This is a genomic window from Pseudorhodobacter antarcticus, assembly GCF_900110135.1.
In the GTDB taxonomy this organism is placed as follows: Bacteria; Pseudomonadota; Alphaproteobacteria; order Rhodobacterales; family Rhodobacteraceae; genus Pseudorhodobacter; species Pseudorhodobacter antarcticus.
Map to the genome: position 1 here is coordinate 42,789 of NZ_FOCO01000019.1, position 20,653 is coordinate 63,441.

21 protein-coding genes and 1 pseudogene are annotated in these 20,653 nt (G+C 58.8%); 14 read left to right on the top strand and 8 right to left on the bottom strand.

What is annotated here, in order from left to right; genetic code table 11:
• Positions 1-68 precede the first annotated feature (68 nt).
• Genes BMY36_RS10990 through BMY36_RS11000 form a run of 3 tightly spaced genes read left to right on the top strand, consistent with a single transcriptional unit; the run spans position 69 to position 3,115 of the window.
• Positions 69-950: an ABC transporter permease gene (locus tag BMY36_RS10990; protein WP_050518577.1), complete on the top strand. Its 882-nt coding sequence runs from the start codon at positions 69-71 to the stop codon at positions 948-950.
• Complete coding sequence (locus BMY36_RS10995; protein WP_050518578.1) at positions 947-1,774, top strand: ABC transporter permease; 828 nt, start codon at positions 947-949, stop codon at positions 1,772-1,774. The genes BMY36_RS10990 and BMY36_RS10995 overlap by 4 nt, the downstream gene beginning before the upstream one ends.
• Before the next feature lie 3 nt (positions 1,775-1,777).
• Positions 1,778-3,115: a glutamine synthetase family protein gene (locus tag BMY36_RS11000; RefSeq protein ID WP_050518579.1), complete on the top strand. Its 1,338-nt coding sequence runs from the start codon at positions 1,778-1,780 to the stop codon at positions 3,113-3,115.
• 89 nt (positions 3,116-3,204) lie between these two features.
• On the opposite strand, the gene BMY36_RS11005 is transcribed toward BMY36_RS11000, so the two are convergent.
• Positions 3,205-4,377 (bottom strand): multidrug effflux MFS transporter, encoded by a 1,173-nt coding sequence (locus tag BMY36_RS11005; RefSeq protein WP_050518580.1) that lies wholly within the window; start codon positions 4,375-4,377, stop codon positions 3,205-3,207.
• 223 nt (positions 4,378-4,600) lie between these two features.
• On the opposite strand from BMY36_RS11005, the gene BMY36_RS11010 reads away from it, so the two are divergent.
• Positions 4,601-5,194, top strand: coding sequence for a glutathione S-transferase N-terminal domain-containing protein (locus BMY36_RS11010; RefSeq protein ID WP_050518681.1), 594 nt, complete (start codon positions 4,601-4,603; stop codon positions 5,192-5,194).
• Positions 5,195-5,313: 119 nt separating this feature from the next.
• Here the strand turns inward: BMY36_RS11010 and BMY36_RS11015 are convergent, their stop codons facing one another.
• Both BMY36_RS11015 and BMY36_RS11020 read right to left on the bottom strand, forming a co-directional pair.
• Entirely contained in the window at positions 5,314-5,595 is a 282-nt protein-coding gene (locus tag BMY36_RS11015) for a hypothetical protein (protein WP_217646619.1), read from the bottom strand.
• Entirely contained in the window at positions 5,592-5,909 is a 318-nt protein-coding gene (locus BMY36_RS11020) for a DUF3775 domain-containing protein (protein ID WP_050518581.1), read from the bottom strand. The genes BMY36_RS11015 and BMY36_RS11020 overlap by 4 nt, the downstream gene beginning before the upstream one ends.
• A 134-nt stretch (positions 5,910-6,043) precedes the next feature.
• On the opposite strand from BMY36_RS11020, the gene BMY36_RS11025 reads away from it, so the two are divergent.
• Genes BMY36_RS11025 through BMY36_RS11035 form a run of 3 tightly spaced genes read left to right on the top strand, consistent with a single transcriptional unit; the run spans position 6,044 to position 9,393 of the window.
• Positions 6,044-6,739, top strand: coding sequence for a type 1 glutamine amidotransferase (locus BMY36_RS11025; RefSeq protein ID WP_050518582.1), 696 nt, complete (start codon positions 6,044-6,046; stop codon positions 6,737-6,739).
• Between the two features lie 24 nt (positions 6,740-6,763).
• Positions 6,764-8,119 (top strand): glutamine synthetase family protein, encoded by a 1,356-nt coding sequence (locus BMY36_RS11030; protein WP_050518583.1) that lies wholly within the window; start codon positions 6,764-6,766, stop codon positions 8,117-8,119.
• Complete coding sequence (locus BMY36_RS11035; RefSeq protein ID WP_050518584.1) at positions 8,116-9,393, top strand: NAD(P)/FAD-dependent oxidoreductase; 1,278 nt, start codon at positions 8,116-8,118, stop codon at positions 9,391-9,393. Before BMY36_RS11030 ends, BMY36_RS11035 begins: the two co-directional genes overlap by 4 nt.
• Here the strand turns inward: BMY36_RS11035 and phaR are convergent.
• The 3 genes from phaR to phaC all read right to left on the bottom strand — a co-directional run bounded on the left by phaR (position 9,390) and on the right by phaC (position 12,504).
• Positions 9,390-9,947, bottom strand: a complete 558-nt coding sequence (gene phaR / locus BMY36_RS11040; RefSeq protein ID WP_050518585.1) for a polyhydroxyalkanoate synthesis repressor PhaR — start codon at positions 9,945-9,947, stop codon at positions 9,390-9,392. The two genes, BMY36_RS11035 and phaR, sit on opposite strands and share 4 nt — an antisense overlap.
• A 140-nt stretch (positions 9,948-10,087) precedes the next feature.
• Entirely contained in the window at positions 10,088-10,537 is a 450-nt protein-coding gene (locus tag BMY36_RS11045) for a hypothetical protein (RefSeq protein WP_050518586.1), read from the bottom strand.
• A 143-nt stretch (positions 10,538-10,680) separates the two neighbouring features.
• Complete coding sequence (phaC, locus tag BMY36_RS11050; RefSeq protein ID WP_050518587.1) at positions 10,681-12,504, bottom strand: class I poly(R)-hydroxyalkanoic acid synthase; 1,824 nt, start codon at positions 12,502-12,504, stop codon at positions 10,681-10,683.
• Positions 12,505-12,608: 104 nt separating this feature from the next.
• Between phaC and phaZ the strand changes: the two genes are divergently transcribed.
• Entirely contained in the window at positions 12,609-13,919 is a 1,311-nt protein-coding gene (gene phaZ / locus BMY36_RS11055; RefSeq protein WP_050518588.1) for a polyhydroxyalkanoate depolymerase, read from the top strand.
• A 65-nt stretch (positions 13,920-13,984) separates the two neighbouring features.
• Here phaZ and BMY36_RS11060 read toward each other — a convergent pair whose 3' ends face one another.
• Positions 13,985-14,695, bottom strand: coding sequence for an alpha/beta fold hydrolase (locus BMY36_RS11060; RefSeq protein WP_074818721.1), 711 nt, complete (start codon positions 14,693-14,695; stop codon positions 13,985-13,987).
• Entirely contained in the window at positions 14,688-15,443 is a 756-nt protein-coding gene (locus tag BMY36_RS11065) for an alpha/beta fold hydrolase (protein ID WP_050518683.1), read from the bottom strand. Before BMY36_RS11065 ends, BMY36_RS11060 begins: the two co-directional genes overlap by 8 nt.
• A 174-nt stretch (positions 15,444-15,617) precedes the next feature.
• Between BMY36_RS11065 and thrS the strand changes: the two genes are divergently transcribed.
• The 6 genes and pseudogenes from thrS to BMY36_RS21020 form a co-directional block, all read left to right on the top strand.
• Positions 15,618-17,564, top strand: a complete 1,947-nt coding sequence (gene thrS, locus BMY36_RS11070; RefSeq protein WP_050518590.1) for a threonine--tRNA ligase — start codon at positions 15,618-15,620, stop codon at positions 17,562-17,564.
• Positions 17,565-17,763: 199 nt separating this feature from the next.
• Positions 17,764-18,048, top strand: a complete 285-nt coding sequence (locus tag BMY36_RS11075) for a BufA1 family periplasmic bufferin-type metallophore (protein WP_050518591.1) — start codon at positions 17,764-17,766, stop codon at positions 18,046-18,048.
• Positions 18,049-18,117: 69 nt separating this feature from the next.
• The gene (bufB, locus tag BMY36_RS11080; protein WP_050518592.1) at positions 18,118-18,963 is read left to right on the top strand and encodes an MNIO family bufferin maturase; all 846 of its coding nucleotides are present in this window, start codon (positions 18,118-18,120) and stop codon (positions 18,961-18,963) included.
• Positions 18,960-19,691, top strand: coding sequence for an HvfC/BufC N-terminal domain-containing protein (locus BMY36_RS11085; RefSeq protein ID WP_050518593.1), 732 nt, complete (start codon positions 18,960-18,962; stop codon positions 19,689-19,691). The genes bufB and BMY36_RS11085 overlap by 4 nt, the downstream gene beginning before the upstream one ends.
• The gene (locus BMY36_RS11090) at positions 19,691-20,257 is read left to right on the top strand and encodes a DoxX family membrane protein (RefSeq protein ID WP_050518594.1); all 567 of its coding nucleotides are present in this window, start codon (positions 19,691-19,693) and stop codon (positions 20,255-20,257) included. The genes BMY36_RS11085 and BMY36_RS11090 overlap by 1 nt, the downstream gene beginning before the upstream one ends.
• A 248-nt stretch (positions 20,258-20,505) precedes the next feature.
• Positions 20,506-20,653, top strand: a pseudogene (locus BMY36_RS21020) (IS110 family transposase); the annotation flags it as partial.

The window sequence follows — 20,653 nt, forward strand, 5'->3', positions numbered from 1 at the left end:
CCTGCGGCAGCGCACCCTTTTAGGACCTTTTCCGTGGAAAAGGCGTGCGCTGCCACATCGGAATTTTTATGTTTTTAAGCTGCGCCGACCCATCCCTCCTTGACGGCCTGAACTGGCTGGCCTGCTACCTGACCACAGGCAAGCATTTCGATTTCTATTGGTCCTTTGTCACCGTGCTGGTGTTGCTGGCCGTGACCGCCCCCACAGCTCTTGCCTTTGGCTTCGGAGGCGCGATGCTGGCCCGGTCACAGCATTTGCCACTGCGCATTATTGGCAAAGGGTACACCGCGATGGTGCGCGGCGTGCCCGATATTGTGTTTTTTCTGTTCTTTGTCATTGCTTTGGACCAAGGCATCGAATGGGCCGTGCATCAAGTGCGCTGCCCCGATTGGACCGACCCCATTCGCAATGGTCTGGAATTCCGGGTCTGCCCGCAGGCGAAAGTGCCGAACAATTCGGCGGCGCAAGTGTGGCATTCCCTTTACGGGTTTGCGCTGGCGGTGGTGACGTTTGCGCTGGTGTTTGGGGCGTTTGCGGCCAATGTGATTTACGGCGCGATGCAGGCAGTGCCCCACACACAACTGGAAACCGCCGAGGCGTATGGCATGTCGCCCCGCCAAGTGTTCCACCGCGTGTTGGTGCCGCAAATGTGGGTGTTTGCGCTGCCCGGATTGTCGAACCTGTGGTTGATTTTGATCAAGGCGACGCCGCTTTTGTTTTTGCTGGGTGTCCAAGATATTGTGTATTGGGCGCGCGAACTTGGCGGCATGAAAACCGGTGCGTTTGATTATCCGCACCCCGATTGGCGGCTGTATTATTTCCTGTTTTTGCTGGTGTTTTACCTGTGTATGACCAAGCTGTCTGAAGTTTATTTGAACCGTTTGCAAAACCACCTTAGCCGGGGCCAAGCGACCGCTGCGGGTGAAGCGCAGCGAAAGGGGATTGCATGAGCTGCCTTCAGACCATCGCCGATTACGGCCTGCGGTCGATGGGCGTGGGCGAGCGTTTGTTGCCGCGCGGCGATTTCACGCTGTGCCAGCAATTCACCCTGATCGGGTCGGGGATGCTGTGGAATATCTATTTTGGCGTGCTGGCCTTGGCGTTTGGTTTTTTCTTTGCGAATGCGCTGGCGTTGGCCAAAGCATCGCGCCAGCCTGCGTTTCGCAAACCCGCTGAATGGTTCATTTTCATCTTTCGTGGATCGCCTTTGTTCATCCAGTTTTTTCTGGCGTACGAGGCGCTGGTGCTGCTGCCCCGCGGTGGGATTGAGATTTTCGGGATGACCGCCGAGGTCAGCTGGCTGTCGCGGGCCTGGGCGGGGGCGTTGATTGTGCTGTTTTTGAACACCGCCGCCTATTCTGCCGAGATTTTCTATGGCGCGCTGCGGTCCATCCCCAAGGGCGATCTGGAGGCGGCGGATGCGTATGGCATGACCGGCTGGGCGCGGTTTGCGCGCGTGCAATGGCCGACCATGCTGCGGCTGGCGTGGCCCGCCTATACCAATGAGGCAATATTTTTGTTTCATGCGACCACGCTGGTGTTTTTCTCGGGCTTTCCGGCCTTCGCGCAGAAAGGTGACGCGCTGTATTATGCCAGCTATTTTGTCGACAAAACGTTCAACCCCTTCATTCCTTACCCCATTGTCGCGTTTTACTTCATCGTTTTGACGATGGGGTTGATTGGGTTGTTTGGGCTTATCAATCGGCGGCTGAACAGGCATTTGCCGTCCAACGAGCGGTCGCGCGTGAAATTGCGCCCCCAAATCATCAGGTGAGATATGAAAGACTGGCTGCGCAAACATCCTGAGGTGCGCACGATCCGTGTGGCCGCGGCTGATTTGAATGGGCAAGCGCGGGGCAAGCGGATTCCGGCGCGGTTTGCGGATAAAGCGGTGTCGGATGGCACGCGGTTTCCGTTTTCGGTGCTGAATTTGGACATCTGGGGCGAGGATATTGACGACAGCCCGTTGGTGTTTGAACAAGGCGACCAAGACGGGGTTTTGCGCCCCACTGAACGCGGTTTTATGCCGATGCCGTGGCTGGAGGCGCCGACAGCCTTGCTGCCGATTTGGATGTTCCATGAAAACGGCCAGCCGTATGAGGGCGACCCAAGGCAGGCCTTGGCGGCCGTGGTCGCGCGGTACAAGGCGCGGGGGTTGACGCCTGTTTGCGCGATGGAGCTGGAATTTTTCTTGATTGATGACAGCGGGAAAAAGATGCAAGTGCCCGCCTCGCCCCGGTCGGGCAAGCGCAGGAAAGCGGCGGAGACGTTGTCGATCCGGGCGTTGGATGCGTTTGATAGCTTTTTTACCGATCTTTATGATGCGTGTGAGGCGATGGATATTCCAGCGGACACGTCGACTTCAGAAACCGGGTTGGGGCAGTTTGAGGTCAATCTGATGCATTGTGATGATGCGTTGCGGGCGGCGGATGATGCGTGGCTGTTCAAAATGCTGGTCAAGGGGCTGGCGCGCCGGCACGGGTTTGCCGCGTCGTTTATGGCCAAGCCTTATCCGGAATATTCGGGGTCTGGGCTGCACACGCATTTTTCAATCCTCGACAAAAACGGGGCCAATATATTCGACTGTGGTGGGCCGAAAGGCACCGCCTTGATGCGGCATGCGGTGGCGGGGTGTTTGGCTGCGATGGCGGATTCGACGTTGCTGTTTGCCCCGCATGGCAACAGTTATGCGCGGTTGGTGCCCGATGCCCACGCCCCCGTTGCGATTTGTTGGGGCTATGAAAACCGGACGGCGGCGGTGCGGATTCCGTCAGGCTCCACCTCGGCGCGGCGGATTGAACATCGGGTCGCGGGGGGGGATGTGAACCCCTATTTGATGCTGGCGGTGATTTTGGGCGCGGCCCTGAACGGGATTGAGGATGGGGTGGAGCCGCCGGACCCGATTTCGGGCAATGCCTATGCCCAGCCGGGGTTGGCGCAGATTCCGACCGAATGGGGGGCGGCGATTGCGGCCTTTGAAAATTCCACCATCATGCCCCGCATTTTCAGCCGCGATTTGATTAGGAATTATGCCCTGACCAAGCGGCAGGAAATGCATTATTTGGCGGAGTTGAACCCCGAGGAACAGCTGGAATTGTATCTGGATACAGTGTGAATTGCGCGCGATTTGGGCTGCGCATCGCGCGCGATGCGCAGATTAAGCCATTGAAAAACATAGGTTTCGTTTTTTTCGTTTAGACAAAATTAATCTTTGCGGCGCGCCCAGAGCATGAGGGTGAGCGACACCACCGCGCAGACCGTATAGCCGATTGCGATGGGATAGGCGGTCATGTTGAAAGAAAGCCCGATCACCGCCGCGATCATCAAATTCAGCGCGGTGGTGAGCGAGGCCAGAATGGCAGAGGCAAGGCCCGCGATATGGCCCAGATTGGCAAGCGCGATTGCGTTGAAATTGCCAAAGGTCAGGCCCATGAGAAACAGGGTCACGCAGTTAAACAGCATGAAGCCCCACAGCGGCACGGCGGCCCCGGTGATGGCTGCGAGCGCCCAAAAGCCTGCGCACCAAAGAAGAAGGGCGGTCATGGCTGCGATACAAATCCCCTCCATCCCGAAGCGCAGCACGAGGCGGGCGTTGATCAGGGTGGCAGCCGCGATGAAAGCCGCGCACAGGCCAAAAAGGGCGGCAAAAAGGTGGCCCGCGCCATACAAATCTTGGAACAATTGCTGGCTGGAATTCACATAGCCCATCATCGACCCGTAACAGCCCGCCCCCGCAAGGGTGTAGGCCATGGGTTTGGGGCTGGTCAGCACCTCACGCGCCGCCGTGATAAGGGCGCGCGCCGAGAAGGGGCGCGGGGCGGCGAGGGTTTCGGGTTGGCGCAAAAACAGCCAAACGCCGCCCGCGATGCACAAGGCAGGGAGCAGCGCAAACAGGGCGCGCCATGAGATGACCACCAGCAACCCTTGGCCCAAAGCAGGCGCGAGCATGGGGACAAGGATGAAAATGCCCATGATGATCGACATAACTTGGGCCATTGCCGGGCCTGCGAAGCGGTCGCGGATGATGGCCACGGTGACGATGCGCGGGCCAGCCGCCCCGATGCCTTGCAAAATACGGCCCGCGATGAGGCCCGAAAAGCTGGTGGCCGTGGCGCACAGCACGCTGCCAAGGGTGAACAGCGCGATGCCCACGAATATGGCGGGGCGGCGGCCTGTGGAATCGGACAAGGGCCCAAAGATGAGTTGGCCGATGGTGAGGCCGATGAATAAGGCGGTGACGACCCATTGGCGCTGGTTGTCGACCGCGCCCAGATCGGCCGCGATGGTGGCGAGGGCGGGCAGCATGATGTCGACCGACAGCGAGATGGTGGCCATGAGGATGGCGGCGATGCCGATGAGTTCGGCGCGGCGCGGCATGGGCTTTGTGGGTTGGGGCCTTGCAGCTTGGGGCCTGATGATTTGGGGTTTTGTGATGGGCGGGGTTTGGGGCATATGCGGCCTTTTGGTGCGTAGCTGTGGTGTGGCATAGTGTTTGCGCGCGCGCTAGGCCGGGTGTGGTTTGGCGGGCGTTTGGCGGGGCTTAGTTTGACGGGGCTTAGTTTGGCGGTCTGATGCTGTGGTTGGGCGAGAGGTGTGGTTGATGACCCCGGTTTTATATTCGTTTCGCCGCTGCCCTTATGCGATACGCGCAAGGCTGGCGATTGATGTGGCGGGCGTGGTGGTGGAGACGCGCGAGATTTTGCTGCGCGACAAGCCGACGGCGTTTTTGGCGGCGTCGCCCAGAGGGACGGTGCCCTGTTTGGTGACAGATGCGGGCGTGGTGGATGAAAGCCTGGAGGTGATGATCTGGGCGCTGCGCCAGCATGACCCCGAGGGGTGGCTGGAGATGCCCGATGCAGGCTGGGATTGGATTGCGCGCTGTGATGGGCCGTTTAAGGCAGCACTGGACCGAGTGAAATATGCCAGCCGCCATGCGCCCGGCGATGTGGCGGCAGCACGGGGCGTGGCGGTTGCGTTTTTGCAAGATTTGGAGGCGGCGCTGGGGGATTGGGTGTTTGCGCGGGCCAGCATTGCAGATTGCGCCCTGCTGCCCTTTGTGCGGCAATTTGCGATGATTGATGCGGCGTGGTTTGCGGCCCTGCCCCTGCCCCGCGTGCAGGCGTGGTTGGCGCAAGGGGTGGCGTCTGTGCGGTTTGTGCGGGTGATGGAAAAGCGCGCGGTTTGGCAAGGGTGAGGCGGGCGGTGGGTTGCACCCACCCTACGCCACGCGAACCGGGCCGTATAAAACGAAAGGTGGGGGCAAAACGTAGGGTGGGTGCAAAACGTAGGGTGGGTGCAACCCACCGCCCCTTTTTAGGTATTTAAGCCAAGCCGAAAGGGGTCACTGCTTTTTTGCAAATTGAAGACTTTGGTTTTGGAGCCGTCTTTGTTTTTGCGCCACTTGCAGCCGGGGTTTTTCGGCGCTGTGGTGGTGATGTTATATTCGCCGCGTTTGGTTTTGGTGAAGGTTTGATTGGAGGCGTCATGCCCGCCGATGCGGACGTTTTTGCCCAAGCGCACTTCGGCCATGGCGGGCGGGGCCAATGCCGGGGCCGCGAGGGTTAGGATGAGGGTGATGAGCGTGGCGCGGATCACAAGAGATCCTCCTCTTCGCCGTCCACGTCGACGCCCATGGCGTCGAGGCCCGCCTCTAGGTTTTCGGCAAGATGGGGCATGCCCATGAGGTAATCGGCGGTGGGGGTGGTTTTTTCTGTGCGCGCGGTGTGCAGCGCCTCGGCGTATTCCTCCACCTCAAAGCTGCCGCGGCCGATCCAGGCGATGGCGGTGAGGTGGGCCTGTTCATCGACGTTGAGGTTTTCGATGAAGGCAGAAAGCTCTCGGGCGGCCACATGGCCTTCGCGGGCTTGGAAGATGATTTGCACGACTTTGCTGGGGCTAATTTCGATCATGGCGGCCTCCTGTTTCGGTTGTCCTATGCTGCGCTTTGAAGGGCGTAAGGGCAAGGGGGCGTGGGCCGTTTCCCCCCTTGCCGCGCGGGGGGGGGAGCGCGTAGGATTGGGGCCAAGCAACACATAGGATATTTATGCGGATCGGCATTTTGCAGACAGGCGCGGCCCCGGACCAGCTGTTGGGGGAATTGGGGGATTATCCCGATTTGTTTGTGCGGATGCTGGGCGGGCATGGGTTTACGTTTCAGACGTGGCGGGTGTTGGATGGGGTGTTTCCGGACGATGTGACGGAATGTGAGGGGTGGTTGATCACCGGGTCCAAGCACGGCGTCTATGAGGACCATGCGTGGATCCCGCCGTTGGAGGCGTTTATTCGGGCGGCCTATGGCGCGCATGTGCCCATGGTGGGGATTTGTTTTGGCCACCAGATCATTGCGCAAGCGATGGGGGGCCGGGTGGAGAAATATGCGGGCGGGTGGGCTGTGGGTGCTACGGAATATGATTTTGAAGGGCGGCGCGTGGTGTTGAACGCGTGGCACCAAGACCAAGTGGTGGCGCGGCCTGCAGCTGCGACCGTGGTGGGGGGCAATGATTTTTGCGCCAATGCCGCGTTGTTGTATGATGACCGCATGTTCACCGTGCAGGCGCACCCGGAGTTTCGGGCGGAGTTTGTCGATGGGTTGATGCGGGTGCGCGGCAAGGGGGTGGTGCCAGACCCGTTGCTGGCTGTGGCGCAAGAGCGACTGGGGATGCCGTTGGATGAAAGCGCCGTGGCTGGGCAGATTGCGGAATTTTTCAAGCGGCCGCGCGTGTCGTTGGAACGGGCCTGAGATGTTGAGAACCGGAGAGTTACGATGACCAATTGGACCGAACATTTGCCCGACGCGGCCACGACCTATATCGCGGGGCGGCGCTTGGATGAGGTGGAGTGTATCATCGCCGATATTGCGGGGGTTGCACGGGGCAAGGCGATGCCTGCGTCGAAATTCGCCACGCAGGCGAATTATTACCTGCCAAATTCGATCTTTTTGCAAACGATCACCGGGGAATGGGCGGACAACCCCGGCGGGCAGTTCACCGAGCCGGATATGGTTTTGGTGCCGGATTATTCCACCACCACGGCCGCCCCTTGGACCGCGGATGTGACGGTGCAGGTGATCCATGATGCGCAAGACCAAGCGGGCAACCCCATTCCCATCGCGCCGCGCAATGTGTTGAAACGGGTTTTGGCGCTGTATGCGGCCAAAGGCTGGGCACCCGTGGTCGCACCGGAGATGGAGTTTTTCCTGACCGCGCGGAATTTGGACCCCAATATGCCCGTATTGCCCCCCATGGGGCGGTCGGGGCGCAGGGCGGCGGGCAAGCAGGCCTATTCCATGTCGGCGGTGGATGAATATGGCAAGGTGATCGACGATATCTATGACTTTGCCGAAGCGCAGGGGCTGGAGATTGACGGGATTTTGCAAGAAGGCGGCGCGGGGCAAGTGGAGATTAACTTGGCCCACGGTGACCCGGTGCGGTTGGCGGATGAGATCTTTTTCTTTAAGCGGCTGATCCGTGAGGCGGCGCTGCGGCATGATTGTTTTGCCACCTTTATGGCCAAACCGATTGAGGGCGAGCCGGGGTCGGCGATGCATATTCACCATTCGGTGGTGGATATTGCGACGGGCAAAAACATCTTTTCGGCACCCGATGGGTCCGAGACAGAGGCGTTTATGCATTTCATCGCGGGGATGCAGAATCACCTGCCGGGTGCGGTGGCGCTGCTGGCCCCTTATGTGAACAGCTATCGCCGCTATGTGCCCGATTTTGCGGCACCGATTAACCTTGAATGGGGGCGCGACAACCGCACCACGGGGCTGCGCGTGCCTATTTCGGGGGCCGAAGGGCGGCGGGTGGAAAACCGCTTGGCCGGGATGGATTGCAACCCCTATTTGGGCATCGCGGCCAGTTTGGCCTGCGGGTATTTGGGCCTGATTGAAGCGACCAAGCCGCGCGCGGAATGTACCGGGGACGCATATAATATTGAAACCGACCTGCCCTATACGCTGAACGATGCGCTGGATTTGTTGGAGGAGGACCCTGCCTTGCAAGAGGTTTTGGGTGAGGAGTTCTGCAAGGTTTATGATTCCGTAAAGCGCAACGAATACAAGGAATTTCAACAGGTTATTAGCCCGTGGGAGCGGGAGCATTTGCTGTTGAACGTATGAACCTGCTGTATGCCAACGATAAACCGGGGGAATTCCCGCCGTCTTATTACGCGGCCACGGCCACGCCGTTGGACCGATTTGCGCCGTTAAAGGGGCAAACGGTGGCGGATGTGTGCATCGTGGGGGGCGGATATACCGGGCTGTCGGCGGCACTGCATTGTGTGCAAGCGGGGCTGTCTGTAGTGCTGTTAGAGGCGCACCGGGTCGGGTTTGGCGCGTCGGGGCGCAATGGCGGGCAAGTGGGGTCCGGGCAGCGGTTGGAGCAAGACGCGCTGGAAAAACTGGCGGGAATTGGACCTGCGCGCGCGCTGTGGGATATGGGCGAGGAGGCCAAAACGCTGGTGCGGGAATTGGCGGCCAGCATGGGTGTGCCGTTTCACGCGGGCGTGGCGCATGCGTGCTATACCCAAGCGGAGGTGGACCACGGGCGCGGGATGGCCGAGAAATTAGCGCGCGATTATGGGTATTTGCAGGTGGAACCGTTACCCGAAGGGCTGATCGGGTCGCGGGCATTCAAAGGCGGCGATGTGGACCGGGGCGCGGGGCATTTGCACCCGCTGAATTTCGCTTTGGGCCTTGCGCGCATGGCCGTGGCGGCGGGGGCGCGGATATTTGAACGGTCGGAAGTTCATCAAATTGTACATGGATTGCATACGGTTGTGCAAACCGCGACCGGGCGGGTAAGCTGTAAGCATGTGATTTTGGCGGGCAACGGGTATTTGGCGGGCTTGGACCAAAAGGTGGCAGCGCGGGTGATGCCGATAAACAATTTCATCGTGGCGACGGAGCCGTTGGGCGATTATGCTGCCGTTTTGGCGGAAAATATCGCGGTGGCCGATAGCAAATTCGTGGTGAGTTACTGGCGGCTGTCGGACGACAAACGGCTGCTGTTTGGCGGGGGCGAATCCTATGGCTATCGATTCCCTGATATTGTGAAAACTGTGCGCAAACCGATGCTGGCGATTTATCCACAGCTGCGCGACGCGCGGATTGATTATGCCTGGGGCGGGACGTTGGCGATTACGATGAACCGGATGCCGTGTTTCATTCGGTCGCGCGACAATGTGGTGTCTGCGTCGGGGTATTCGGGGCATGGGGTAGCGATGGCAACGCTGGCGGGCAAGCTGTTGGCGCAGACGGTGCGCGGACAAGCGGGCGGGTTTGATGTGATGGCCGCCCTGCCCCAGCCGCGATTCCCCGGCGGGGCTGCGTTGCGCTGGCCGCTGTTGGCGGCAGCGATGACGTGGTACGGGCTGCGCGACCGATTTGGTTAAAGTTTAGACAGTTTCTTTTGCAGATCGGCCAATTGGGCTTTAATCTCGCGCAGCTCTGCCGCCGCGCTGGTTTCGGCTGATTCCGTTGGTTTTTCTGCGCTTGCAGTCCAACCAGCGGCACCGCCCATGATGGATTTCAAAAACGTCTCTTGCTGTTTGCGCATCGCGTCAAACCCCGGAACGGAGGCCATGGAGTTGGGAACCTTGGTCATATTTTCGACCATTTTGGACTGGCTGTCGCGCAGCATATCGAAAGAGGAAGCAAGAAACTGCGGCACGATAGAGGTGACACCCGTGGTATAGCTGCGCACCAAGTCATTGAGAACATTGGTGGGAAGGACGGATTGGCCTTTGTTTTCCTGTTCCGCCACGATTTGGAGCAAGTATTGGCGCGTTAGGTCATCGCCGGATTTTAGATCAATGATCTGCACCTCGCGGCCCAAGCGGATGAACCCGGAAATATCATCCAGCGTCACATAGTCCGAGGTTTCGGTGTTGTAGAGGCGGCGGCTCGCGTAGCGCTTGATCAAAAGCGGCTTGTCGGTTTCGGCCATGATGCCCCCTGTTGGTAATGCTGCGTTGGCGTAAAGGGTACGGCAGTGCAGCAAAAAAGGAAAGGGCGGGCTTTTTGTAAAGCCCGCCCTTTGACAGCGTCTAACGACAGGGAGGAAGCCGGACGCCAGCCCGAGGTCGCTTACTTTGCAGCGGAAGCCACTTTTTTCGCAGCGTTCTGTGCATCAGCAGTCGCTTTTTTCACAGCGGCGGTGGTTTCTTCGGACATGTCCTTGCCAGCAGCCAGCATCAGCTCAACAGTTTCCATCTGAACTTTTTTCGCAACTTCAGCGAAAGAAGCCATGTTTTCAGCAGCCATTTCGGATGCAGCAGATGCGAAGTCTGTTGCGGCTTTGGTGTATTCGGAAGCGTCTGCCTTGGCAGCGGTCACGCCGGACACTTTTGCAAGTGTGTCTTTTGCCCATTTGGACGAAATTTCGGTCGACTTTTCAGCAGCTTCCAAAGCGACTTTGGACATCTTTTCAGCCATAGCAGCTTGGGTTTTGAATGCGTTTGTGAAGGCTGCATTGTCCACTGGGAACGCTGCCATCATGTCTTGAACCATTTTGGTCATGTCTGGGGTCTTTGTCATTTGAAAGTCTCCTATCCGGCGGGCAATCCGCGTTTTCTCGATAGACCCTATGTAGATGCTGCACTGCGGCATTGCAAGTGTTTTTCTGCGTTGCGGCATAGATTTTGCGCAACGCAGCGTTGCATGGGGTGCATGGCTTGCCGTTAGGTCACCGGATCGGCGTGCGGTTCGGGGCGCGTGGCAGGAATGGCGCCAACGTAAGTGCCGGGGGCAGCAGACAAAATTGGGTTTTGCGGGCCGCCGGGGGGGCGTGCGGGGATTTGATCGCCGGACTGGGTGGCCAGCCATTTGCCCCATGTGGGCCACCAGCTTTCTTTATGGAAAGTGGCGTTTGCGATGAAATCCTCTGGGGTCGTGAGGGGGGCCGGGTTGGTGTAATGGCCGTATTTCAGCTTGGTGGGGGGGTTAACGATTCCCGCGATATGGCCCGATTGCGCCATGAGGAAGGTGATGTTGTTTGAGCCGAACTGCGCAAACCCACGGTAGCTGCTTTTCCACGCCGCGATATGATCGGTTTCGCAGGCGATGGCGCAGATGGGCAAGGTGATGGCGGACAGTTGGACGGGGTCGCCGAACACCGGGAACACGCCGCGCGCAAGGCCGTCTTGTTGGCACAGCCCTTGGATATATTCGACAGCCATTTTGGCGGGCAAATTGGTGCCGTCGCCGTTCCAATACAAAAGGTCAAAGGCTGGCGGGGCCTCGCCCATCATGTAGCTTTTGATCGCGGGTTGATAGATCAGGTCGTTGGAGCGCAGGAATGAAAACGTGCGCGACATAAAGGATTTGTCCAAAATGCCGTCCACGGCGACTTGGCGCGCGATGCCGTCAACGAAATCATCGGACAAGAACACGCCCACCTCACCCGGATCAGAGAAATCGGTGAGGGTGGTGAAATAGGTGGCGGATTTCACGCTATCGTCGCCCGATTTTGCCAGATGCGCGAGGGTGAGCGACAGCGTGGTGCCCGCGATGCAATAGCCGACAGCGTTGACCTGTTTGGTGCCACAAATGCTGCGCACCTCGGCCATCGCGCGCAGGTAACCGTCGCGGATATAGTCATCCATACCCACGTCGGCATAGGTGTAATCGGGGTTGACCCATGACACGACGAACAGCGTAAATCCTTGATCAACAACCCATTTTATCAGGCTGTTTTGCGGTTTCAGGTCCATGATGTAGAATTTGTTGATCCACGGCGGAAAGATGATCAACGGGATTTCATGCACGGTTTTGGTGGTGGGGCTGTATTGAATAAGCTCTATCATATGGTTGCGATAGACGACCGCGCCGGGGGTGGTGGCAATGTTTTCGCCCACTTTGAACGCCTGCTTATCGGCCAACGTCACCAATAAATCGCCGTTGTTCGCCTCTATATCGCGGACAAGGTTTTCCAGACCCGCAACAAGGCTTTCGCCATCGGTGGCGACCGCGCGTTCCAGCGCATCGGGGTTGGTGCCCAAGAAATTGGTGGGCGACATCATATCGACGATTTGGCGGGTGAAATATTCGACGCTGCGTTTGTCGTTCGGTTCCAAGTGTTCCAAACTGTCCACAGTGCCGGAAATCATTTCGGCGTTCAGCATATATTGTTGCTTGAGGTAATTGAAAAACGGATGATCTTCCCACAGCGGATTGGAAAACCGCTTGTCTTTTGGGGTTGGATCCGCCGGGGCCTTGATTTCACCTTTCAGCAGAACATGCTGGGCGTCAACATAGTGCTTTAGGGTTTTGCCCCAATAGCCGACTTGATTTTCCAGCATTTTGGAGGGGTTTTGCATCATTTCGGCGACAAAAGCGGTGGCGGCTTTCATGTACACCTCTTGTCCCGGACCGGACAGGGCAGTGTCGGCGGTTTTGCGATGGGCCAAGGCAGCGGTGAGGCGTTTGGAAAGATCTTCGACCCTGGCAAGGTTGGCGGTCAGTTTGTCCAGCCGTTCGTCGCCCTCATTCTGAGTTGTTGCCATATTAAGAACTCCCCCCTATATTCGCCGCAACGCAGCATACAGATCTTGGGCCAATTTTGGACCAAGACCACATCGCCGCAGCCCCGAAAGGCCTTGGAGATAGCATGAAGTATATGATGACCTACGACCTTATGGAAAGTGCGCGCAACACAAATGCGTGGATTGGGGCATCGGCCAAGGCGATGGCGTCCTATCCAGCCTTTGCTTTGACGATGAACCCAGCGATCCAATTGACCGCCGCCTGGGGCGAAGTGATGGAGCGCAGTTTTGCCCGGATGGTGGAAAAGCCGGACTGGGGTCTGCGGTCGATCGTGGGCACTGATGGCACCGATCATTTGGTGGATATTGTGAAAGTGGTCGAACGCCCCTTTGGCGATTTGCTGCATTTTTCGGTGCGCCGCCGCGCGCCGATGAAGCGCAAGGTAATGCTGGTGGCCCCAATGTCGGGCCATTATGCAACGCTGCTGCGGTCCACCGTGAAAAGCCTGCTGATTGATTGCGAAGTTTATGTAACAGATTGGCACAACGCGCGCGATATTCCCGTATCGGCCGGCAAGTTTGATGTCGAAGATTACACCCTGTATCTGGTTGATTTTATGCGCGAATTGGGGCCAGACACCCATGTGATCGCCGTATGCCAGCCCGTGCCTTTGGCGTTGGCCGCAACCGCCTATCTGGCGGCCGAGGACCCAGACGCGCAACCGCGCAGCCTGACCCTGATCGGCGGCCCGGTGGACCCAGATGCCGCCGCGACCGAAGTGACAGATTTTGGCCGCCGCGTGACAATGGGCCAACTGGAACAGACCGCAATCCAGCGCGTTGGTTTCAAGCATAAAGGTGCCGGGCGGATGGTGTATCCGGGGCTGTTGCAGCTGCAAAGCTTCATCTCGATGAATTCCGAACGGCACGGCAAAGCGTTTCAAGAGCAAATCCTGCGCGTGGCGCGCGGCGAGGCGTCAGATCACGACGCGCACAACCGCTTCTATGACGAATATCTGGCCGTCATGGATATGACTGCCGAGTTTTATCTGTCGACGGTGGAACGCATTTTCAAAAATCGCGAGATTGCGCAGAACCAGTTTGTGGTGGCAGGCAAGAAAGTCGATATGGGCGCGATCACGAAAGTGGCCGTGATGACCGTGGAAGGCGCAAATGACGATATCTCCGCGCCGGGCCAATGTGTTGCGGCGCTGGATCTGTGCACCGGGCTGCCCGATTCGAAAAAAACGCAGCATCTTGAACCGGGCGCGGGCCACTTTGGGATTTTCGCGGGCAAAAGCTGGCGTTTGAACATTCGTCCGCTGGTGTTGAAGTTCATTGACGCCCATTCGGGTGAAAATGCGCCCGTGACAGCAATGGCTGAAACTGCAGCAAATTCCCCCGAAACCTTGGGCAAGGCCAAAGCGGCGTCCTAATTTTCGCAACAGACTTTGAAAGCCCCTGCAATCGCGGGGGCTTTTTTTATGCGCCATGGGTGGGGTTAACGCAGGATAAGCGGGCCCTGAAAGAAGTTCATCAGCGCCTTGGTCACCGCTGCGGGCTGTTCCAAGGGCAGCAGATGCCCTGCGTTTTCAATGATTTGCACGCGGGCGGTTGGCATAAGGTCGGCCATAAAGGCCTGCCTGCGCGGGGTGACCAGCGTGTCCTTTGCGCCTGCAAGAATAAGCGCGGGCATAGTAGCGCGGCGCAGGGTTTTTTGCTGGTCGCGGCGGCGTTGCAGCGCGCGCGACTGGGCGATGAACACATCTGCGCCAAGGGTTTGGGCCATATCGGCGACCAAATCCATGAGGGTTTCGCGGGTGTCGGTATCGGCCAGCGCGCGGGCGGGCAGTTCATCCTGCATCGCCTGAAACAAGCGGCCTGTGCGCGCAAGAATCATCCGCTTTTCACGGGCGGCGGCGGCATCGGGGGTTTCGCCCAGCGGATCGGCGGAAAGGAAAGCGACCTTGGTAATGCGGGTAAGATCACGGCGCATCAAATCAAGGGCGATATGCGCGCCAAGGCCAAGCCCCGCCACGGCAAAACGGGGGGGGGCTGTGGCGAGGATGGCGGCGGAAATATCTTCAATCGTGTTGCCATGCAGCGGCAGGGCGATGGTGACGGGGCGGCCGCGCGACAGGTCGGTGATTTGGGCAGCGAACAGGCGGGCGTCCGACATCAGGCCGGGAATAAGGATGAGGGGGTCAGTCATTGGGGTGCAGGTCGGTCAGCGCGGCGGTGATCAGATCGAGACATTCGGGGGTGGAAAAGCGGTGATCGGCGCCTTTGACCAGCGTCAGGCGCAAGTCAACGCAGGTGGCGTGATCCATCAGGCGCAGGGCGACGGCGGGGGGAACATCGGTATCCGCCGTCCCTTGCAGCAGGCGCGTGGGGAATGGCAGGTTTAAGGGGCTGCGCAGGACGAGGTTTTTGCGGCCATCGGTGATAAGGTTTTGGGTGATCGTGTAGGGGCCGTAATCCGATGGCAGGTCGATTTGGCCGCTGGCAAGGTCGTCGCGTTGGACGGGGGTGAAATTGGCCCACATGCTGTCTTCGGTAAAATCGGGGGCGGCGGCGATGCCGATCAGGGCGTGGACGCGGTGGGGAATGGCGCGGGCCAGCAGCAGCGCGATCCACCCGCCCATTGAGGACCCGATGAGGATTTGCGGGCCTGTGGTCAGGGTTTCAATCACGGTTTGCGCGTCTTGCACCCAATTGCCGATAGAGCCGTCCAGAAAATCGCCCGAGGATTGGCCGTGGCCGGAATAATCGAACCGCAGGAAGGCGCGGCCTGTGGACTGCGCCCAATCTTGCAAATGCAGCGCCTTGGAACCGTTCATGTCGGAGCGAAAACCGCCAAGAAATACCACGCCCGGACCCTGCGCCCCAGCATCCTGGCCCGGCGTTTGGTGATAGGCAATGCGGCGGTTTTGCGCGGTGGTTAGGAAGGCGGGTGTCATGCAGGCTCCGGTCTTTTGGTTGCTATAGACCAGCGTTGGGGGCGGGCCAAGACGGGGTTGGTTTTTCGGGAAAATTTCGGGCTTGGTTGACATTTTTGGCAGCACCCCGGATAGAGGCGGCTCATAACCCGCAACCGGGCGCATCGTGGGCGCCAAACCGAGGAGGTGGCCCAAATGGCCCAGATTTCCCTGACCTTTCCTGATGGCAATATCCGTAATTTTGAAGCGGGTGTGACGCCTGCCGAAGTGGCGGCATCCATTGCCGTAAGCCTTGCGAAAAAGGCGATTTCGGCGACCTTGGATGGCGCGCATTTTGATATGCAATGGCCGATTATGGCGGACGCCGCGATCTCGCTGAACACCATGACCGATGACGCGCCTGCGCTAGAATTGATCCGGCATGATATGGCGCATGTGATGGCGCGCGCGGTGCAAGAGATTTGGCCGGATGTGAAGGTGACGATTGGCCCGGTGATCAAAGACGGGTGGTATTACGATTTTGACCGAACCGAACCTTTCACGCCCGAGGATCTGGGCGCGATTGAAGCGAAGATGAAGCAAATCATCAACTTGCGCGACCCTGTTCGCACCGAAACCTGGGACCGGGCGCGCGCAATTGCACATTACGAACAAAAGGGGGAGCCGTATAAGGTGGAGCTGATCCACTCCATCCCCGGCGATGAGGCGTTGCGGATGTATTGGCACGGGCACTGGCAAGACCTGTGCCGTGGCCCGCATTTGCAGCATACGGGGCAGTTGCCTGCGGATGGGTTCAAGCTGATGTCGGTTGCAGGGGCCTATTGGCGCGGCGACAGTTCGCGCCCGATGTTGCAACGCATTTACGGCGTGGCGTTCAAGAACCGCGACGATTTGAAAGCGCATTTGACCATGCTGGAGGAGGCGGCGAAGCGCGACCACCGCAAGTTGGGCCGCGAAATGAACCTGTTTCACATGCAAGAGGAAGCGCCGGGGCAGATTTTCTGGCACCCGAACGGCTGGACGATTTACACGACCTTGCAAGACTACATGCGCCGCAAGCAACGCGCCGATGGGTATGTGGAGGTGAACACGCCGCAAGTGGTGAACCGCAAGCTGTGGGAAGCATCGGGGCATTGGGAAAATTACCAAGAAAACATGTTCATCGTGGAAGTGGACGAGGAACACGCGCGCGAGAAAACCGTGAACGCGCTGAAGCCGATGAATTGCCCCTGCCATGTGCAGATTTTCAACGTGGGCCTGAAATCCTACCGCGATTTGCCGCTGCGGATGGCGGAATTTGGCTCGTGTAACCGCTATGAGCCCAGCGGTGCCTTGCACGGCATCATGCGGGTGCGCGGCTTTACCCAAGATGACGCGCATATTTTCTGCATGGAGGACCAGATTGAGGCGGAAGGGGTGAAGTTCATCCAATTCCTGTCCGGAATTTATGCCGATTTGGGGTTTGATAAATGGCGCATCAAACTGTCCACCCGGCCCGAAAAGCGGATTGGGACCGAGGCCAGTTGGGATTATGCCGAGGCCGCACTGGCCGCAGCGGTGACGGCGGCGGGGCATGAATACGAGATTTTTGCAGGCGAAGGCGCGTTTTATGGGCCAAAGCTGGAATTTGTGCTGACCGATGCGATTGGCCGCGATTGGCAATGCGGCACGTTACAAGTGGACCCGAACCTGCCGGAGCGGTTGGATGCCAGCTATATCGGGCAGGACGGTGCGAAACATCGGCCCATCATGCTGCACCGCGCGGTTTTGGGGTCGTTTGAACGGTTCATCGGGATTTTGATTGAAAGCCACGCAGGGAAATTGCCGTTCTGGCTGGCCCCGCGCCAAGTGGTGGTGGCGGCGATTGTGTCAGACGCGGATGAGTACGCGATGGAGGTGGCAGCGGCGCTGAACGCGGCGGGAATCAGGGCCGAAGTTGACCTGCGCAATGAAAAGATCAACTATAAGATTCGCGAACATTCGGTGGGAAAAGTTCCCACAATCCTTGCGGTGGGGATGCGTGAAGTGGAGGAACGGACGGTTTCTGTGCGCCGTTTGGGCGAGGCAAACACCCATTCTGAAACATTTGAAGCGATTGTGCCGATGCTGGTGGATGAGGCGACACCGCCAGATATGAAGTGATTAAACCAATGATATAAATATAAAAAGCGCCGCATTGCCGGCGCTTTTTTCATGCTATGATTGTGCGGCGATTTGTAACACTTGGTCACGCGGGCGTTGCACACGGCCCTGTGATTGGCAGGTTACCGATAAGGCGCGCTAGCACTAAGACATCGCAACAGAGCGATCGGGTTTAACAGCTGAAAAGGGAAATTTTACCATGATGAACACAAAAACACTTGCCGTTGCTGGCGCTTTGGCTGCTGCCCTTGCCGCGTCTGTGGCCCCCGTTTCTGCACAATCGCAGGAAAAATGTTTTGGGGTGGCTTTGGCCGGGCAGAACGGTTGCGCGGCAGGCGAAGGCACCACCTGCGCCGGGTCGTCCAAGGTGGATTATCAGGGCAACGCATGGTCGCTGGTGCCAGCGGGCACTTGCACCACGATGGAATTGCCAGAAGGCCGCATGGGCAGCCTTGAGGCGCTGGACCGCGACATGGCGGGCTGATCTGCCCCAGATCGCATGTGATTGACCCCTGCCACGACTGGCGGGGGGCGCATTTTGAAAGGACGCGTTATGGTTGATGCTGTGACCCCTGCCCTGCCGAATGGTCCGGGTGTTGGCTATAAGGCCCAGCATTTCAACGATATTTTGGCGGCGCCGGGGGCTGTGACTTGGCTGGAAATTCATGCCGAGAATTACATGGGCGACGGTGGCCGCCCTTTGGCGCAGCTGCGGCATTTGGCCGAACGGTTCGCGATTTCGGTGCATGGCGTGGGCCTGTCGATTGGCGGCGAGGGGCCGCTGGACGCCGCGCATTTGGCGCGATTGAAACATTTGTGCGACTGGCTGCGCCCAGCCAGTTTTTCCGAACATCTGGCGTGGTCGACGCATGATGGGGCCTATTTGAACGATCTGTTGCCCCTGCCCTATACCCCTGCCACCGTGGCGCGCGTGGCCGATCATGTGGACCATGTGCAATCGGTTTTGGGGCGGCGGATGCTGCTGGAAAACCCGTCATCCTATCTGGCCTTTGCGGGGGCCGAGATGGCGGAGGTGGAATTTTTGCGCGAGGTGGCGGCGCGCACGGGCTGTGGGTTGCTGCTGGATGTGAACAATGTGTTCGTGTCGGCGGCGAATTTGGACTTTGATGCGGCGGCGTATTTGGCTGATTTCCCGCTGGATTTGGTGGGCGAAATCCATTTGGGCGGGCATTTTGTCGATGCAGATGATCATGGCGCGGCACTGTTGATTGACCATCACGGCGCGGCGGTAGTGGACCCGGTTTGGGCGCTGTATGCGGATGTGATTGCCAAAGCAGGCGCGCGCCCGACCTTGATTGAATGGGATAACGACGTGCCCGACTGGCCAGAATTGGTAGCCGAGGCGGCCCGCGCGGCAGCGATTTTGGTGCCTGCATGATGCGCGAGGCTGGGTTTATGGCCGCCCTGTTGGACCCCGAAATGGCGGTGCCTGCGGGGCTGGTGGATGCGCGGGGCCAGCCTGCGGGGCGGCGGTTTTCGGTGTATCGCAACAACGTGGCGGGCAGTTTAACAGATGTTTTGGCGGCGGGATTTCCGGTGTTGGAAAAGCTGTTGGGGGCGGCGTACTTTCGCGCTTTAGCGGGGGTATTTTTGCGCGCCCATCCGCCACAAACGCGAATGATGATGCTGTATGGCGCGGATATGCCTGTGTTTTTGGCGGGGTTTGCGCCGCTGGCCCACCTGCCCTACATGGCCGATGTGGCGCGGTTGGAACAAGCATTGCGCGAAAGTTATCACGCGGCGGATGCGGCGGCGCATGACCTAAGCGCGCTGGGGCCGGAGCCGTTTATGGCGGCGCGGCTGGTATTGGCCCCCGGTGTGCGGTTGCTGCGCGCGCGCCATCCCGTTTTGTCGATTTGGCGCGCGAATATGGAGGGCGGGCCTGCGCCACGGATGCAGGCGGAGGATGTTTTGATTGTAAGGCCGGAATTTGACCCCGTGGCGCATGTGTTGCCCACCGGGGGGGCCGCGTTTGTGGCAGCGTTGCTGGCGGGCGACAGCGTGGGGGCGGCGTTTGAGGCGGCGGGCGACGGGTTTGATGTGAATGTGGTGCTGGGCCTGTTGGTGGGCGGCGGTGCGATTGTGGGATTGAAGGAGGATTTGTGATGGACCGCGTGATGGGACTTTATAGCGGCGCGGTGCGGGGGATCGAGGCATCGGCGGCGGGCCTGTTGCCGTTGGCGGCGCGGGGGGTGTTTGCGGCGGTGTTGCTGTTTTATTTCTGGACATCGGCACTGACGAAATTGGGGCCCGGGGTGGCGGGCGTGTTTTTGCCATCGGATGGGGCGTATATTCAAATCTTTCCCAAGACGACGGAGGCGTTCGGATATGATTTCAGCCAGTTTGGCGTGTTTCATTGGGCGGTGGTCGCGGCGGGCACTTGGGCAGAGTTTATTTTGCCATTGTTGATCGTGGTGGGGCTGTTCACGCGGTTGGCGGCCTGCGGGATGATTGGGTTTGTGATTGTGCAATCGGTGGTCGATGTGATGGGGCATGGCGTGGGCGGCGACACGTTGGGGGCGGCGTTTGACAGCGCATCAGGCGCGCTGATCTGGGACCAGCGGTTGTTGTGGGTGTTTTTGCTGCTGGTTTTGGTGGTGAAAGGCGGCGGGGCGCTGGCGTTGGACCGGGGCTTGGCGCACGTTTGGGGGGCGCGGTCACAGAGGGCTTGATTTTTGCGGGCGTTTGGGCATGATTTTACCAGTGGTGACAGAGTTTATTGCTTGTCTTATGAAGGTCCCAGCTTTTGTGCGAAACAAGAGCCACAGACAAGCATTTTGAAATGCTTGTCTGTGGTGGTGGTTGGATCGTTTAGAGCTTGGTCTTTGAGGACCGTATCAGAGTAAGATCAACCACCACCTTCGCCACAGGCCTGAACGGATACAGAGCGGCACGAAGCCCTCTAGGACAAGCATAGGATATGACGAAGATGCCCGATGATACCATTGGTATAGATATTTCCAAAGCCACTTTAGACATTCACCGGCTGAGCGACGGGAAGATGATGTCGTTTAGCAATTGCCCTGCAGGATTTAAGGCGCTTTCCAAGTTCTGCGCACAGACGACGG

Coding starts and splice junctions, on each gene's coding strand:
- BMY36_RS10990 (WP_050518577.1), top strand. CDS start 69: ATGTTTTTAAGCTGCGCCGACCCATCCCTCCTTGACGGCCTGAACTGG.
- BMY36_RS10995 (WP_050518578.1), top strand. CDS start 947: ATGAGCTGCCTTCAGACCATCGCCGATTACGGCCTGCGGTCGATGGGC.
- BMY36_RS11000 (WP_050518579.1), top strand. CDS start 1,778: ATGAAAGACTGGCTGCGCAAACATCCTGAGGTGCGCACGATCCGTGTG.
- BMY36_RS11005 (WP_050518580.1), bottom strand. CDS start 4,377: ATGCCGCGCCGCGCCGAACTCATCGGCATCGCCGCCATCCTCATGGCC.
- BMY36_RS11010 (WP_050518681.1), top strand. CDS start 4,601: ATGACCCCGGTTTTATATTCGTTTCGCCGCTGCCCTTATGCGATACGC.
- BMY36_RS11020 (WP_050518581.1), bottom strand. CDS start 5,909: ATGATCGAAATTAGCCCCAGCAAAGTCGTGCAAATCATCTTCCAAGCC.
- BMY36_RS11025 (WP_050518582.1), top strand. CDS start 6,044: ATGCGGATCGGCATTTTGCAGACAGGCGCGGCCCCGGACCAGCTGTTG.
- BMY36_RS11030 (WP_050518583.1), top strand. CDS start 6,764: ATGACCAATTGGACCGAACATTTGCCCGACGCGGCCACGACCTATATC.
- BMY36_RS11035 (WP_050518584.1), top strand. CDS start 8,116: ATGAACCTGCTGTATGCCAACGATAAACCGGGGGAATTCCCGCCGTCT.
- phaR (WP_050518585.1), bottom strand. CDS start 9,947: ATGGCCGAAACCGACAAGCCGCTTTTGATCAAGCGCTACGCGAGCCGC.
- BMY36_RS11045 (WP_050518586.1), bottom strand. CDS start 10,537: ATGACAAAGACCCCAGACATGACCAAAATGGTTCAAGACATGATGGCA.
- phaC (WP_050518587.1), bottom strand. CDS start 12,504: ATGGCAACAACTCAGAATGAGGGCGACGAACGGCTGGACAAACTGACC.
- phaZ (WP_050518588.1), top strand. CDS start 12,609: ATGAAGTATATGATGACCTACGACCTTATGGAAAGTGCGCGCAACACA.
- BMY36_RS11060 (WP_074818721.1), bottom strand. CDS start 14,695: ATGACTGACCCCCTCATCCTTATTCCCGGCCTGATGTCGGACGCCCGC.
- BMY36_RS11065 (WP_050518683.1), bottom strand. CDS start 15,443: ATGACACCCGCCTTCCTAACCACCGCGCAAAACCGCCGCATTGCCTAT.
- thrS (WP_050518590.1), top strand. CDS start 15,618: ATGGCCCAGATTTCCCTGACCTTTCCTGATGGCAATATCCGTAATTTT.
- BMY36_RS11075 (WP_050518591.1), top strand. CDS start 17,764: ATGATGAACACAAAAACACTTGCCGTTGCTGGCGCTTTGGCTGCTGCC.
- bufB (WP_050518592.1), top strand. CDS start 18,118: ATGGTTGATGCTGTGACCCCTGCCCTGCCGAATGGTCCGGGTGTTGGC.
- BMY36_RS11085 (WP_050518593.1), top strand. CDS start 18,960: ATGATGCGCGAGGCTGGGTTTATGGCCGCCCTGTTGGACCCCGAAATG.
- BMY36_RS11090 (WP_050518594.1), top strand. CDS start 19,691: ATGGACCGCGTGATGGGACTTTATAGCGGCGCGGTGCGGGGGATCGAG.